Genomic DNA, 13,684 nt, shown 5'->3' with positions numbered 1-13,684 from the left:
ATGTCCGTCGTGGTGCCCTGGTGACGCGCCGGGGCCCCGACCCCGGGTCGGGGCACCGGCATACGGCGCGTCAGCGGGTTGCTGCCGCCTTGGCGAGGGCCTCGTCGAGGTGCTGGTCGACGACGGCTGGCGAGCCGGAGAGGATGACCAGCACGCTGCCGTTACGGACCGCGGTCTGCTTCACCACGGTGTCGCGGCCCCCGGCGGAATAGGTCAGGAGCTGGTTCCACCGCTCGTCCGATGACCACGCCCGGCTCCGTGAGCCGGGTGTCCTCGGCCGCCACCGAGATCCCGAAGTCGATCACCCGGGGGCCGTCCCCCGCGAGCAGCACGTTCGGCGGTTTGAGGTCCCGGTGCACCACGCCTGCGCGGTGGACGGCTCCGAGTGCCTCGGCCGGCGCGGCCCCCAGCTGTCGCACCGCATGCTCCGGCCAGGCCCCGTGCTCGGCCACCGCCTCTCCCAGGGAAAGCCCTGGGACGTACTCGGTGGCCAGCCATGCCGGGCGGCCCTCCGCATCGGCGTCGACCACCGCGGCGGTGAAGAAGCCGGCCACCCGGCGCGCCGCTGCCACCTCCCGCACAAACCGCCGCCGAAAGCCGGGGTCGTCCGCCAAGGCGGCGCGCACCACCTTCACCGCGACCGTGCGTCCGCTCGGCGAACGGGCCAGGTACACCCGGCCCATGCCGCCCTGGCCGAGCCGTGCCACCAGCCGGTAACGGCCGACCTGTTCGGGATCCCCCGAAGCCAACGGTGCGAACGCCGCCACCGTGCCCCCTTCTGTCATCTCACCGGTAACCGGATCCATCTTCCTTGTAGAACCGTGGACTTGAGAAGCCCGACCATGGTTCCGGAGGCGCGAATCCCGGCGTCAACTGGTGGGCTCGCATGTGGAGGTGTCGCCTGTTCCGTAGTGAGATCCGGTCTGGTGTCACGGTGTGTGGTCGCCGGGGCATATCGGCTCCAGGTGCCGCCGGCGCGGCGACGAGTCGGGTGGCGGTCGTTGTCGTGGTAGCCGTAGGCGTCCTCCAGGCCCGCGGACTTCACCTCGACGTCGAAGCCGATGTCGTGAAGGAGGCATACACCACATACACGCAGAAGTTGCCGACCTCGTAGTCGTTGTCCTGCTGATCGCTCGGCCGGTGTTCACGCAGAGTTGGTGTCCACTCGCTTCGATGAGCGGGCTGCAGCGCCCATCCCCGACTGTCCATGCCCATATGAGGAGCTTTCATGGCCCCCGATCCGATCACTCCGAGGTCCGAGTCCGAGCTCGGCGACAGACCCGAGACGTCGACCGGCACCTCACGCCGTTGGTTCCTCCAGGGCACGGGGGGCGTCGCCGGGGCGCTGGTGCTCGGCGCGACCGCCGGGGCGGGCGGCGCGTACGCCGCTCCGAAGCCCAGGTACGTCGTGCCAAAGGGCTTCCAGGGCAACATGTCCGACCTGAAGCATGTCGTGATCCTGATGCAGGAGAACCGGTCCCTCGACCACTACTTCGGCACGTTCCCCGGCATACGCGGCTTCAACGACAAGCAGGCACTGCGTTTCCAGGACGGCACCACCGTCTTCCAGCAAAAGGACGGCAGCGGCAACATCGTCACCCCGCAGGTCGACGACGGAGCCTGGGGCAACGACCACGGAGCCTGGGGCGACGTCGACCATCGCAAATGGGACCTGTGGGTGCAGCACAGCGGCGCCAGCTGCATGAACTACCACAGCGACGCCTACATGGGCTTCTACCACTCGGTCGCCGCGCAGTACACCATCGCCGACCAGAACTTCTGCTCCGAGTTCGGGCCGACCGACCCCAACCGAAAGTACCTGTGGAGCGGTACCGCCAACAGCGAGACGGGCAACACCGATGAGTCCAACTACTCCCGTCCCTGGATCACGGTGGCCGAGCAGCTCCAGCAGGCCGGCATCGACTGGCGGCTCTACTCCGACAACAGCGGCAACGGGCGACAGGGCTACCTCAGCACCTGGGTCGGCGACTACGGCGACAACGAGCTGAAATACTTCAAGGGGTTCGACCCCGAGGGGCTGAGCGCCGGCGACCCCAAGCTGCGGCCCGGCACCGGGCTGATCTGGCGCGGCAACGCCACGTACTACTCCGGCATGACCTCGCCGAACGACGACTCCGACGACAACCTCGACGCGGTCCTCAAAAACCTCCACGACGCCTGCCGGCCGGGCGCGGAACACCCACTGCCGGCAGTCTCCTGGATCGTGGCGCCGTACGGCTGGTCCGAGCACCCGAGCGCGGACACCCTGCACGGCGAGCGCTACGTCAAGAAGGTGCTCGACATCCTCCAGAGCAACCCCGATATCTGGAACCACACCCTCTTCATCCTCAACTACGACGAGAACGACGGGAAGTTCGACCACGTGCTGCCGCCATGGCCTGAGCCGGGCACGGCGCGCGAGTACGCCGGCGACTACCCCCTCGGCTTCGGTGCGCGGGTGCCGATGCTGCTGGTCTCGCCGTGGACCCGCGGCGGGTACGTCGCCTCGGAGGTCTTCGACCACACCTCGACGATCAAGTTCCTCGAGACCTGGGCGACCCACCTCGGCAAGCCGTTCCGTTGCCCCAACATCAGCGACTGGCGGCGCTCGATCGCGGGCGACCTGACCAGCGCGCTCGACTTCGCCCACCCGCAACCGGGGCCGGCCACCTTCCCGGATCCGCACGCCGAGCAGCCGGTGTCCATCGCCGCCAACCACATGAAACCGCGCCCGCTGAGCTTCCATCCGCACGCGACGATCTCGGAGGACCGCACGTCGGGGAAGGCCACCGCCAGGATGACCCTGACCGGCGGCCCGAAGGACAAGGCCTTGAGCTTCCAGGTCTTCCCCGACAAGTACCAGGCGTTCTCCAGCACGCCGTTCACCGTCACCGCGAGCAAGCCGCGCGAGTACACCTGGGACACCAAGGCCACCGACGGCAAGTACGCGTTCTCGATCTACTCCAACGACGGCTTCGTGCGCTCCTTCGCCGGCCAGGTCGCGCTCGCTGGAAAGGGGGAGGGTGGCCTCCCGCGCGTGGAAGCCGACCTCCTGAAGGGCGAGGGCACCAAGCACGATGCTCAGGTGAAGCTGACGTTGCACAACGACGGCACCAAGCCGGTGAACTACACGCTCACCGCTCACGACTACCTCGGCCGTACCCGGAAGGTCGCGGTGTCCCACGGCGAGACGAAGGCCGTCATGTGGCCGACCCAGGAGGGCTACTACGACGTGGTCGTCACCGTCGACACCGACACGACCTGGACGCAGCGCTACGCCGGCCGGATTGCCACTACCGGAACGGACTGATCGGCCAGGACATCCGTGGCGACGGCGGCCGTCCTGGCCGCCGTCGCCACGCTGCATCGGCTCGGACACCAAAGCTCCGCGGAGATCATTTGTCAGATCCGGCACAGGCACCCGCCGGACCGCAGGGTGCTGTCCGGCCCTGTGCTCATCGGCTCATCTCCTGTGGTGGTGTGGTCAAGGTGCTGATTCCCCGGCGAGGGCGTGCGGTGCGGGAAGCCACCAGGTCAAGGCGCCCTGCCCGCGGCCGGTGCTCACCCGCTGCTCGTCACCGGGGCTCAAGGTTGAGCCGATAGACCTGCGATTCCGTTCCTGGGCGCGTCTCAGTGGTCATGACCCGCCCATTTCCGTGTAGAGGCGTGCTGCGCGGATGCCTTCGACGACGGCCCGGGTGCAGGGCACCGTCTGCGTCGGGAGGTCATTCGGGGGCCACCAGCCCCAGCCCGTGCACTTGTCGGGCTCCGGACCTCCGGAGTTCCCGACCAGTGACGGGCTCGGAAGACCATCTGCATGAGTGGCCGGCCACCGGGTGTGTCCACGAGGTCGACGACGTGGGTGAGTTCGACGTCACCGGGCTCGATCAGCAGCCCCGGCTTCTTCCCTCCGCCTCGCGGACGAGGCAGGAGAGGGCGGACTCCTGCTCGCAGTGACCGGCCAGGAAGCGCCACGTCGATCCTGCGTAGGCGGAGTCGGGGTGGCGCAGACTGAGCAGCGCCTCCCGTCGGCTCGGCGTTCTCCAGGTAGCGGTGGACGCCGATGCCATTGAGCACGGTGCTGGTGGCGCGTCTGCTCTCCACGCGGCGACGACACCCGGGGTCTCGGTGAACAGCACGCGTGACGTAGCGTCATCTGGGGCCTGGTCGACGTTCAGGACGTGGTTATCGGAGCGGCCCTTGCTCTTCGACGAACACGGTGGGTGTGGACAGGAACACATCGGCGTTCGCCGGTCCGTAGGCGATGTTGAACGTGTCCAGCCAGTACGACCAGTCCTGCATTCCTGCCATGCTGCTGAAGCGATAGTTGAGCTGCCAGCGCACCCATGGCCGGGGGAAGTCGCACTGCCGGGGGCCGTCGTGGCCGGGGCGGCAGGGCGAACAAGGGCTCCACTCGGGGGAAGACCCGAAGCCGTCCGTCGGCTTCACGGAGCTGGACATCGACTTTGCCGGGGTCTTCCTGGGTGTCATACGGCTCGAAGCCGTCGCGCTCATGCATGCGAATCACGTGGGCGGAGGCGGCCTCGGCAGGCGGGAGAGTGAAGCCGATCGGGGCGGCGTTCCTGCGCGAGGCGGTCTCCCCTCCCCGGGACTGTTTGGTCCAGGACGTCCGTATCCACTGGACGGTGATCTCCATGGCGAACCCCCGTCGACTCGTCGAGGAGCTCACTCTACGTCCGTGCTCAAGAAGCACCGGGCCGCCGACGATCAGGAACTGGCAGCTGGGGTTCTTGCTCGCGCCCATCGACTTCCTGACCCGCGGCGAGCTCCTCGAAGCCGTCGACCAGCTCGTCGCCCGCGGGTTCGTCAAGCGGGTGGGGCCCCGGGGCGTCTGGATCAACCCCATCGCCGTCCGCGTCGTCCCGCGTCCTGAGCTGCCCGCGCGGCTCCTCATGAAAGGGAACGCAAGCAGAGCCAGCCGGGGTGGCAACCCGCCCCGTCCGGTGGCGGATGGTTTTGTCAGCGAGAGCGGGCAACGCTTGTCGACGGTTTTGGGTAACACTTAGCGATCAGTCAGCTCGACAATGTCGATGAGAACCGACAAAGCTGGAAGAACGTGGGCCCTCGGTGCCCGTGCGGCGTTCAGGCGGCGTCGGAGCTGCGGTAGTCCCGCACCGACTCCAAGTACTCAGCCACCGCGTCCCGGTTGCGGGTCAGGCACTCGATGCGTTGGTTCAACTGCTCCAGCTCCGTTTCCAGGGTTGCGATCATCTCCGGGGTGGCGTCGGGGAAGTAGATCACTCGTGGCTTATCCAGGCACGGCAGGATCTGCTTGATGATCCGGGTCGGCAGCCCGGCGTCGAGCAGCCCCCGGATCTGCAGTACGCGATCGACGAAGCGCTCGTCGTATGCGCGGTAGCCGTTCGGGGAGCGCTCCGCGACGATGAGTCCCTGCTCTTCGTAGTAACGCAGCAGCCTGCGGCTGGTGTTCGTCAGCTTCGACAACTCGCCAATGCGAATGTGCTCCACCTCACACCATGTCAGCTTGACCTTCACATCTATGTGAAGGTTTGAGCATACCGGCATGACGACACAGCAGTTGCCCGTTGGTTCCGGCGCGCAGAACCAGAAACACAAACTACCTATGGCGGCGCTGCTCGCGTTGGCCACGGCGGTGTTCATCACCAGCCTGACGGAGACGCTTCCAGCCGGACTTCTGCCCGAGATGAGCGCCGACCTGCACGTCAGGGGGTCCGCCACGGGACAGACCGTCACGATCTATGCGCTCGGCACCGCGCTCACCGCCATTCCGCTCACCGCGGCCACCGCCGGATGGCGCCGCAAGCACCTGCTGCTGACCGCCATCGCGGGATTCGCCGTCGCCAACACCGTCACAGCCCTGTCGCCCTACTACCCCCTCACCATGGTCGCCCGCTTCGTGGCTGGTGTGGCCGCCGGCCTGGCCTGGGCCCTGCTGGCCGGCTACGCCCGCCGTATGGTCCCAGTCGGCCTCGAGGGCAAGGCCATCGCCATCGCCATGGCCGGCATCCCGGTTGCCCTCTCCTTGGGCGTACCCGCAGGCACCTTCATGGGCAAGGTGGTCACCTGGCAGGCGGCCTTCCTGGCCATGAGCGCTCTCGCTGTCGCCCTGACTGCGTGGATCATGGCTGTCGTGCCGGACTACGCTGGGAAGCGCCAGGAGCACCGCACCCCTATGCGTCAGGCGCTGCGGGTCCCCGGTGTGGCTCCGGTTCTCTTCGTGACGCTGGTCTTCGTCCTAGCCCACACCATCCTGTACGCCTACATCGCCGCCTTCCTCGCCCACGTCCGCATGGCCGACAGCACCGACCTAGCGCTGCTGGTCTTCGGCGGCGCCTCACTGCTGAGCATCTGGATCACCGGCGCCCTCATCAACCGCCGGCTGCGCAGTCTGACCATCGCCAGCACGCTTCTGGTCGGTGCGGCGGCCGCCATACTCGCGGTCCTGGCCGATAGCCCTGCTCTGGTCTACCTCGCCGTGCTGCTGTGGGGCCTTGGGTGGGGCGGCGTGCCGACGCTGCTGCAGACGGCTGCGGGGCAGGCCGGCGGTGACCAGGCCGACGCGGCGCAGGCGATGCTCGTCACCCTGTGGAACCTGGCCATGGCCGGTGGCGGTGTCGTCGGTGGTGTCCTGCTCGACCTGCTCGGCGCCACTTCGTTCCCCTGGAGCGTTCTTGCCCTTGTCGCACCGGCTTTGATCGTCGTCGTCAGCACCCGCACCCACGGCTTCCCAGCCAAGCGATCAAGCTGAATCCTCGGCCCGTCCGCCGATGCTACCCGCGGGCCGCACTTGGGCGACGTCGCCGAGCGCGGACTGCATCCGCTGCGGCAGAGCCTTCCTGAACCGGCTCGCCAGGCCGCCACGGCGCAGGTACTCCTCCAGCGGCTCGCCGGGATGGTTGTGCTCCCAGTACCGGCCCAGCGCCAGGTCGAAAGCCAGCGCGGTCGGCCGAGTTGGGGGAGCGCGAGTCGGATGGTGAGGACGACGCGTTCGAAGTCGGTGCCGGCGGAGCGGGCGAGGTCGATGCGTACCCAGGATCTAGTCGGCCAGGTGTACGGCGGCCACTGGGCGGGCCGGCCCTCGGTGCTGGTGAGGGCGGCTTCGAGCTTGCGGGACGGCGTCGTCTTGCCGATGCCACCGACACCGTGGAAGACGAGCACATTGAGCCGGGCACCGGTTGCGGAGGTTGCCCTCCCCCGGCGGGCAGCGCCTGCGCGCGGCGGTGACCCGGCGTCGCCGCGACCGCTCCGGCACCTGGTGGTACGACCTCGAACTGGAAATACCCGACCGGGAAGACGACCGCCGCCACGGGTCCCGACTGGTGACTCGCACCTTGGCCTTCAGTGCCCCGCACCCCGTAGTCCAGCCGGTCGAGGGCGGGGACTACCGCAGCCTCGCCCTCCGCCGTCCCAGGAGCGCAAGCGCTGGCCCCTGGGCGACGCGCCCCTGTGGCGGCGGGCAGAGTTCCTCATCCACCGGCCCGACTGCGCGCAGGTCCGCAGCAACCGTCTCCTGACCGACCAGGAGGCACTGGCGATGCTCACCCACCCCGAGACCGCCGCCTGTTGCGAAGCGTGCGGCCCCGACACCGTTCTCAGGCAGCTGCACTGACCACGGCTTGAATCGCCAGGGCAGCCCAGCAGCCTCGGGACAACGATCGTCACTCCCCACCGAACAGCGGGGCATCTGCGGCACCATGCCGGCCCGCACCCGCATTACCCGGACGGGGTGTCGCCACCAGCCGGCATCCACCGCCGTGTCGGCGCCCACTCCGGCGACCAGAGCGGGCTCCGCCAGGTCGACGGAGAGCGTCTCGCGCGAGCCCCAGCCCGCCGAGAAGGGATCAGTCGTGATCACCGGCGCATAATGATCACTGCGGCCGGCTGTGGAGGTGGCAGCATGCCGTGTCATGGCAGACGACAGCACGAGTAGGTTTCAGGCCGGTCAGACGGGCCTCATCGTCAGGATCCCGGACGCCGAGCCGGCAGTCCACGCATGGCGTGGACGGTTCGATGCGTCGGCCCGAGCCGGGGTTCCAGCACACGTCACTGTGCTCTTCCCGTTCCTCGACGAGAGTCGAATAGACTCGCTGGTCTGCTCGGCTCTCGCTGACGTGCTCGGCAAGCATCGTGCCTTTGACCTGCGGTTTGAGAGCTGCGGGCGGTTTCCGGAGGTGCTGTATCTCGTTCCTGAGCCAGACACGCAGTTGCGGCGGCTGACTGAGGCGATCGCTGATCGGTGGCCCGAGGCTCCTCCCTATGGCGGCAAGTTCACCGAGGTCGTGCCCCACCTGACCATCGCTGACGGTCAGGATGATGCTGTCCTGGAAGGGATTGAGGCCGACCTTCTCAGCAAACTGCCCTTCACCTCCCGTGTCTCGTCAGTGGACCTCGTGGTGCATGACGGCGCGAAGTGGCAAGAGCGAGCGTCGTTCGCACTCCGCGAATGAACGGGTCGTGATGCCTGTCTGGTCTGCCGAAGACGAAGCCCATCAGGCGCGCCACCGCACGCCACCCGGGATTCGTGCCAGGGACCGACGGCCGCGTGATGGGCCGCCAGCAGATGGGCACCAGTTCGTCGCCCGCCCTGCGGAAGCCGCGGAGCGGACGGCGCCCGGCGCACGCCCTGGCCGCTGCCACCACCGGTGCGGCGCTGCCGGGGCTTACTTCGACTACGCGGACGCCGACGGGACGCTGCGGTTGCCCGAGGTCGTGCGGCATTCATCGCCGCCCGACCGCTGATGGATGACCCCGCCCATCCGTGGATCACGGCGACTCCCCAGAGGGTGCAGCTGCGGGGCTGTGGACAGAGGGAGTGGCCGCATACCGCTCTGAGCACGGGCACACCCCGCCCTAGCGGCTGGGCAAGCCGAAGCGGGCTCTGTCCGTCAGGCCCGGCAGCCACAGCTGGCTGCCGGGCTCACCCAGGCGCCGCAGGTGCGCCTCGTCGGGCCGGCGGGGCTTTTGAGGCGTCAGGTCATAAGGAGTAGCCGTGTGTGCGGTACCAGTTTGCGGTTTACGCTGGTGCTCTGTACAAAGATCGTGAAGTCGTCGTTGTGGTCCGGTTTGACGCGAGTCTCCTGGTCCGGCAGGCCGAGCAGGGCCCGGGCCTGCGGCCCCGTGTATACCCGGTCTGTCTTCTTCTCCAGCACCGCAATCTGCTTCCGTGCCTGGATCTTCTCCGATTTACTGAGCTGGTAGAACGCACAACCGGTACGGAAAGTGTGTCCGCATTCGATGACCCAGTCCCGGATCACCGCTTCGCGAGCCACCGGAATCAGCTGGTACTCGGACGGATGCACCGGGGTGAGGCCGGCTGCCTCTACGCTGTCCTTGTTGACAACCTCGGCACCCGTAGAGAACACCGCCTTCGATCCTCGGATGCCTTGGGTGCGGCCCACCATGAATTTCTCGGTTGCCTGCTGGATGACCTGACCGGCCTCTTCCAGACCCTGTGTGCTCGTGGCGTCCCAGATGGCAATGTTGTCCTTCGGAAAGCCGCACTGCATGGCCTCGCGCTTGCCCATCTGGTCCGGCACAAGGACGGCCAGCGTCCAGTTGTCCTCCTGCGTCTCGGTCAACTTGGCCACGGCCTGCACCAGTTCACGCGGATCCCCGGCAGCAGCATCCGGGCAGCGATGACTTGCGTTCTCCTGTCCGTCAGTCAGGAGGAACGTCAGGAAGCTGTGGTCACCGTAAAGTTGAGCTGTCTGCGCCAGCTCCGTCTGCGACTTCAGTGTGGCCGCCAGCAGAGCCGTCATTCCGCCAACCCGGTACAGCTGCTTCAGGGACGGCATCCGCAGCACGTCCTTGTCGTAGATGACGCACTCCACCTTGTCAGCGAAGACGTACACCGTAACGCGAGTTTCCTGGTCCAGTTCCTCCGACCGGCGGGCCAGATATGCAATCTGCTGGTCGGCGACTTCGACGACCTTGCGGCTCAAGTGTGACATGGACGAACTGGCATCCAGCACAAAAGCAACGTGGTTGATGTAGTTCTGGTTTCCGGACATAACTGCTCCCCCTTTTCCGACTCGATGCACTCATCTTCTCACCCACCACTGACAATTGATCTTGGACTCCAAGTTGGATGCAGACACGAAGAACCCGAATTTCCACGGAGATCCGGGCCTAAGGGCTTTCCCGTTAACTGCGGCTGGGCTGGGGGTTCGGCCGACTGAGCACTCCAACGTCAGAGGAAGATGAGTTCGACGCCCTCGTCCATGCAGAGGCAAAAATGCCGCTCGAGGCCGTTAAGGCAGCTAGAGCGTAGTGGTGGAGGCCGCCGACGCCCGAGAGGGCGAAGGCGGGACGCGCAAGCGCGTCGGGCGCGAGTTCTTCGCCTCCCATTCGGTGACCGAGCTGTCCGGCTGGAGCGACTACGTCCTGGATCGACTACGTCCTGGAGGACCAGGGCCGGTTGACCGAGCCGATGGTGTACGACCCCGGCTCGGACCACTACGTTCCGATCAGCTGGAAGGTACGCGTTCGAGGTGGTCGGCGGGGCCCTGCGCGGGCGGGACGACCCGAACCAGGCGTCCTTCTACACCTCCGGCCGGCTCGGCAACGAAGCCACCTTTCTCTACCAGCTGATGGCCCGTGAACTGGGCACCGACAACCTGCCCGATCGCTCCAACATGTGCCATGAGGCCAGCGGGCGGGCACTCCAGGTGTCCCTGGGCACCGGCAAGGGGTGTCTTGCCTGCGAGCCCCTTACCCTTGGATGTACTGGTCGGCCCAGGCGCTGATGATGTGGGCGGCTCGCTGCGCTTGTCCTCGGGCGGTCAGGAAATGGTCCGCTCCTTCGAGCGAGACGAAGCTTCGCGGGTGTCGTGCCTCGCGGAAGATCTCCCCGGCGTTGTCGATGTCGACGGTGTTGTCGGTCGGCGAATGCAGGACGAGTAGCGGCAGGTTCAACTCGCTGATCCGATCGCGCAGGTGAGCCTGGCGGACGTCTTCGACGAAGGCACGCTTGAGCACCAGGGTCCTCCCGCCGACGAACCACTCGTGCGACCCGTCACTGAGAACGCGATCCATGACCGCGTCGTACTGTCGCTCGACGTGGCTGGGGTCGACAGGCGCCCCGATCGTGGCGACCGCGCGGACGCCGGTTGCCTCGGCCGCTGCGGCGAGGACAGCTGCGCCTCCCCATGAATGTCCCACCAGCAAGTCTGCTGGAGTCCCTCGCTCCGCCATGAGAGTTGCGGCACGGACAGTGTCCTGGACCTTGATGGTGAAGGAACCGTCCCCCCAGTCGCCGTCGGAGTCTCCGACGCCGAGGTTGTCGTAGCGCAGCATTCCGATCCCCTCGCGTGCCAGCTGCTTGCTGACGCGCGAGGCGGCCGGCGAGTCCTTGCCGAGTGTGAATCCGTGCACGAAGATTCCCCAGCCTCGGATCTCGCCGTCCGGCAGGTCGATTGCTCCGGCCAGTTCGGGGCCGACGACGCTCTGGAATCGCACTTTTTCGGTCATGTTGTGATCACCTAGACAGGGACTGTGTGTCGGGCAGGGAAGACGAGGGCAACACCGGCTGGTGCCACGCGCATCCTCCGAGAAGGAGAGCATGAGCGCGGTGCTTGTCGCTGTCGGCGCGTCAGACGGTCGGCTTCTGCACGGAGGCCGGCTTGGTGGTGAGCAGTGCAGTGATCTCATCGGCGAGGTGCGGGCCGAGCTCGCCCCAGCCGTCCTTGTAGCCGTAGACGCCGGCCAGGGTGCGGGCCTCGTAGTCCCCGTTCATGATCTCGATGTCGGTGGCCGTGATGAGTGCCGGGTGGGCGACGCCGACGGCCGCCGAGACCTTCATCAGCTCCCTGCGGAGGGTGCGCAGGTAGACAGCGGCCCGGGTGGCCTTCGAGGTCGGGTCGAGGCCGCGGGCCAGCCACGGGTTCTGGGTGGCGATGCCGGTGGGGCACTTGTCGGTGTGGCACTTCTGCGCCTGGATGCAGCCGATCGACAGCATCGCCTCACGGGCCACGTTGATCATGTCGGCACCCAGAGCGAAGGCGACCGCGGCGTTCTCGGGCAGGCCGAGCTTGCCGGAGCCGATGAAGGTCAGGTCGTCGGTCAGCCCCAGCTCGGCGAAGGCGCCGTAGACCCTGGAGAATCCCATCCGGAAGGGCAGCGACACAGAGTCGGAGAAGGTCAGCGGCGCCGCCCCGGTGCCACCCTCGCCGCCGTCGATGGTCACGAAGTCGACACCACGGTCACCACGCGCCATGAGTGTGGCCAGCTCCTGCCAGAACTCCATCTCTCCCACCGCGCTCTTGATTCCGACCGGCAGGCCGGTCTCGGTGGCGAGCAGTTCGACGAAGTCGAGCATCGAGTCGACGTTGCTGAACGCGGTGTGTCGCGACGGAGAGGCGCAGTCCTCGCCGAGCGGGATGCCGCGGATCTCGGCGATTTCCGGGGTCACCTTCGCGCCCGGAAGCATCCCGCCCAGCCCTGGCTTGGCGCCCTGGGAGAGCTTGATCTCTATCGCCTTGACAGGGGCGCCGGCGACCACATCTTTGAGCTTGTCGATGTTGAAGCTGCCGTCCTCGTTGCGGCAGCCGAAGTAGGACGTACCGATTTGAAGGACGAGGTCGCCGCCGTTGCGGTGGTGCGGCGAGAGACCGCCCTCGCCCGTGTTCTGCAGGGTGCCCGCCAGCGCCGCCCCTTCGTTGAGCGCCGTGATCGCCGCGCCGGAGAGCGATCCGAAGCTCATCGCCGAGATGTTCACCACGCTCGCCGGTCGGAACGCCTTGGCGCGCCCACGCGGCCCGCCCAGCACTTTGGCTGAGGGCAGTGGGGCCTGCGGGTCGTGCGCGTCGGGCAGCGCGCCGGCGAACGTGCGCTGCTTCAGGTATGCGTGCCCCTGTATGTGCTCAACGTCGTTGTCGGTTCCGAACCCGAAGTAGTTGTTCTCCCCTTTTGCCGACGCGTAGATCCAGGTGCGCTGGTCACGACTGAACGGGCGCTCCTCGTCGTTGGAGGTCACTATGTACTGCCGCAGCTCCGGGCCGATCGTCTCCAACAGGTACCGGGCGTGCCCGATCACGGGGAAGTTCCGGAGCAATGCGTGCTTCTTCTGGACAAGGTCACGGGCGGCCACCAGTGCCAATGCTGTTGCGGTGGCCGTGGCGATGCTCCGGGCACGCATGAACGTTCCTCTCCTCGATGCTCGACTCCGTTGCCATGCGGTGGAGCCGTCGTGTCGTGTCGGGTGTTGGGCGGCGGGCACGACCCCGCGGGCGTCAGCGTCCGTCGGTGAACGCGAAATGATATTAGGGGCTCGCTCGGGCAGCTGTGGGGTCAGGGCCGTCGGGCAGCGGTCGTCGAGCGGTGGTGGTCCAGGCGCGTCGAAAAGGCTACGCACGGTCACGACGGCATCCGCGAGGCCGAAGAAGGCGTTGATGACGCTGGTGCGGCGTTCGTAGCAGCGTGCGAGCCGGTAGAGGCGTTCTGACGGGCTTGGGTGCGCTCCATGCCGGCCCCCTCGTCGATACCGGCTCTGCGACAGCGTTCGCGGTCGTCCGTCCAGGAGGCGGGTAGATACAACCGGCGGTCGATCAGTGTCCGGCCGCCGCCGGCTGCATAGGCGACGAAGACGCCTACCTGGCAATTCTCCGTCCGTCCCGCGGTCGGCGCGCTGCTGCAGATCGGGGCCGGCCAGGAGCCGGCGCCGGGGCGACGATCTCGTCCTGGT

11 protein-coding genes and 4 pseudogenes are annotated in these 13,684 nt (G+C 67.3%); 6 read left to right on the top strand and 9 right to left on the bottom strand.

Annotated elements, in window-relative coordinates; all coding sequences use genetic code 11:
- Positions 1–161: 161 nt before the first annotated feature.
- Together ACGFWI_RS37285 and ACGFWI_RS37280 are read right to left on the bottom strand one after the other, a co-directional pair.
- A complete protein-coding gene (locus tag ACGFWI_RS37285; protein ID WP_393910514.1) occupies positions 162–785 on the bottom strand; it encodes a serine/threonine-protein kinase in 624 nt (207 codons plus the stop codon).
- 256 nt (positions 786–1,041) lie between these two features.
- The gene (locus tag ACGFWI_RS37280) at positions 1,042–1,209 is read right to left on the bottom strand and encodes a hypothetical protein (protein WP_393910510.1); all 168 of its coding nucleotides are present in this window, start codon (positions 1,207–1,209) and stop codon (positions 1,042–1,044) included.
- A gap of 19 nt (positions 1,210–1,228) precedes the next feature.
- Between ACGFWI_RS37280 and ACGFWI_RS37275 the strand changes: the two genes are divergently transcribed.
- Entirely contained in the window at positions 1,229–3,310 is a 2,082-nt protein-coding gene (locus tag ACGFWI_RS37275; protein ID WP_393910509.1) for an alkaline phosphatase family protein, read from the top strand.
- A gap of 875 nt (positions 3,311–4,185) precedes the next feature.
- Here the strand turns inward: ACGFWI_RS37275 and ACGFWI_RS37270 are convergent.
- Positions 4,186–4,657: pseudogene (locus tag ACGFWI_RS37270) on the bottom strand (hypothetical protein).
- Here ACGFWI_RS37270 and ACGFWI_RS37265 point away from each other — a divergent pair.
- The gene (locus ACGFWI_RS37265; RefSeq protein WP_393910515.1) at positions 4,560–5,027 is read left to right on the top strand and encodes a hypothetical protein; all 468 of its coding nucleotides are present in this window, start codon (positions 4,560–4,562) and stop codon (positions 5,025–5,027) included. The pseudogene ACGFWI_RS37270 and the gene ACGFWI_RS37265 sit on opposite strands and share 98 nt — an antisense overlap.
- Positions 5,028–5,103: 76 nt before the next feature.
- Here ACGFWI_RS37265 and ACGFWI_RS37260 read toward each other — a convergent pair whose 3' ends face one another.
- The gene (locus ACGFWI_RS37260) at positions 5,104–5,481 is read right to left on the bottom strand and encodes a MerR family transcriptional regulator (RefSeq protein WP_393910513.1); all 378 of its coding nucleotides are present in this window, start codon (positions 5,479–5,481) and stop codon (positions 5,104–5,106) included.
- Between the two features lie 64 nt (positions 5,482–5,545).
- Here ACGFWI_RS37260 and ACGFWI_RS37255 point away from each other — a divergent pair, with 64 nt between their 5' ends.
- The 3 genes from ACGFWI_RS37255 (at position 5,546) to ACGFWI_RS37245 (ending at position 8,450) form a co-directional block, all read left to right on the top strand.
- Complete coding sequence (locus ACGFWI_RS37255) at positions 5,546–6,751, top strand: MFS transporter (RefSeq protein WP_393910508.1); 1,206 nt, start codon at positions 5,546–5,548, stop codon at positions 6,749–6,751.
- A gap of 144 nt (positions 6,752–6,895) precedes the next feature.
- Positions 6,896–7,612: a DUF6233 domain-containing protein gene (locus ACGFWI_RS37250; protein WP_393910512.1), complete on the top strand. Its 717-nt coding sequence runs from the start codon at positions 6,896–6,898 to the stop codon at positions 7,610–7,612.
- Positions 7,613–7,910: 298 nt separating this feature from the next.
- Positions 7,911–8,450, top strand: a complete 540-nt coding sequence (locus ACGFWI_RS37245; protein WP_393910507.1) for a 2'-5' RNA ligase family protein — start codon at positions 7,911–7,913, stop codon at positions 8,448–8,450.
- Between the two features lie 522 nt (positions 8,451–8,972).
- Here the strand turns inward: ACGFWI_RS37245 and ACGFWI_RS37240 are convergent.
- Positions 8,973–10,013 (bottom strand): VWA domain-containing protein, encoded by a 1,041-nt coding sequence (locus ACGFWI_RS37240; protein ID WP_393910506.1) that lies wholly within the window; start codon positions 10,011–10,013, stop codon positions 8,973–8,975.
- Between the two features lie 298 nt (positions 10,014–10,311).
- Between ACGFWI_RS37240 and ACGFWI_RS37235 the strand changes: the two are divergent.
- A pseudogene (locus ACGFWI_RS37235) lies at positions 10,312–10,694 on the top strand (molybdopterin-dependent oxidoreductase); the annotation flags it as partial.
- Between the two features lie 19 nt (positions 10,695–10,713).
- Here ACGFWI_RS37235 and ACGFWI_RS37230 read toward each other — a convergent pair.
- The 4 genes and pseudogenes from ACGFWI_RS37230 to ACGFWI_RS37215 form a co-directional block, all read right to left on the bottom strand.
- Positions 10,714–11,472, bottom strand: a complete 759-nt coding sequence (locus ACGFWI_RS37230; RefSeq protein WP_393910505.1) for an alpha/beta hydrolase family protein — start codon at positions 11,470–11,472, stop codon at positions 10,714–10,716.
- A 121-nt stretch (positions 11,473–11,593) separates the two neighbouring features.
- The gene (locus ACGFWI_RS37225; RefSeq protein WP_393910504.1) at positions 11,594–13,138 is read right to left on the bottom strand and encodes an FMN-binding glutamate synthase family protein; all 1,545 of its coding nucleotides are present in this window, start codon (positions 13,136–13,138) and stop codon (positions 11,594–11,596) included.
- Positions 13,139–13,262: 124 nt separating this feature from the next.
- Positions 13,263–13,464 (bottom strand): annotated as a pseudogene (locus ACGFWI_RS37220) (hypothetical protein); the annotation flags it as partial.
- A 9-nt stretch (positions 13,465–13,473) separates the two neighbouring features.
- Positions 13,474–13,620 (bottom strand): annotated as a pseudogene (locus ACGFWI_RS37215) (transposase); the annotation flags it as partial.
- Between the last annotated feature and the right edge of the window lie 64 nt (positions 13,621–13,684).

Source organism: Streptomyces sp. NPDC048434, assembly GCF_043200375.1.
Taxonomy (GTDB): Bacteria; Actinomycetota; Actinomycetes; order Streptomycetales; family Streptomycetaceae; genus Streptomyces.
This window is presented reverse-complemented; position numbering and strand designations above follow the sequence as displayed.

Excerpts from the sequence above, each read along its gene's own strand:
- ACGFWI_RS37285 (WP_393910514.1), bottom strand. The coding sequence starts at position 785 with ATGACAGAAGGGGGCACGGTGGCGGCGTTCGCACCGTTGGCTTCGGGG.
- ACGFWI_RS37280 (WP_393910510.1), bottom strand. The coding sequence starts at position 1,209 with ATGGACAGTCGGGGATGGGCGCTGCAGCCCGCTCATCGAAGCGAGTGG.
- ACGFWI_RS37275 (WP_393910509.1), top strand. The coding sequence starts at position 1,229 with ATGGCCCCCGATCCGATCACTCCGAGGTCCGAGTCCGAGCTCGGCGAC.
- ACGFWI_RS37255 (WP_393910508.1), top strand. The coding sequence starts at position 5,546 with ATGACGACACAGCAGTTGCCCGTTGGTTCCGGCGCGCAGAACCAGAAA.
- ACGFWI_RS37250 (WP_393910512.1), top strand. The coding sequence starts at position 6,896 with ATGGTTGTGCTCCCAGTACCGGCCCAGCGCCAGGTCGAAAGCCAGCGC.
- ACGFWI_RS37245 (WP_393910507.1), top strand. The coding sequence starts at position 7,911 with ATGGCAGACGACAGCACGAGTAGGTTTCAGGCCGGTCAGACGGGCCTC.
- ACGFWI_RS37240 (WP_393910506.1), bottom strand. The coding sequence starts at position 10,013 with ATGTCCGGAAACCAGAACTACATCAACCACGTTGCTTTTGTGCTGGAT.
- ACGFWI_RS37230 (WP_393910505.1), bottom strand. The coding sequence starts at position 11,472 with ATGACCGAAAAAGTGCGATTCCAGAGCGTCGTCGGCCCCGAACTGGCC.
- ACGFWI_RS37225 (WP_393910504.1), bottom strand. The coding sequence starts at position 13,138 with ATGCGTGCCCGGAGCATCGCCACGGCCACCGCAACAGCATTGGCACTG.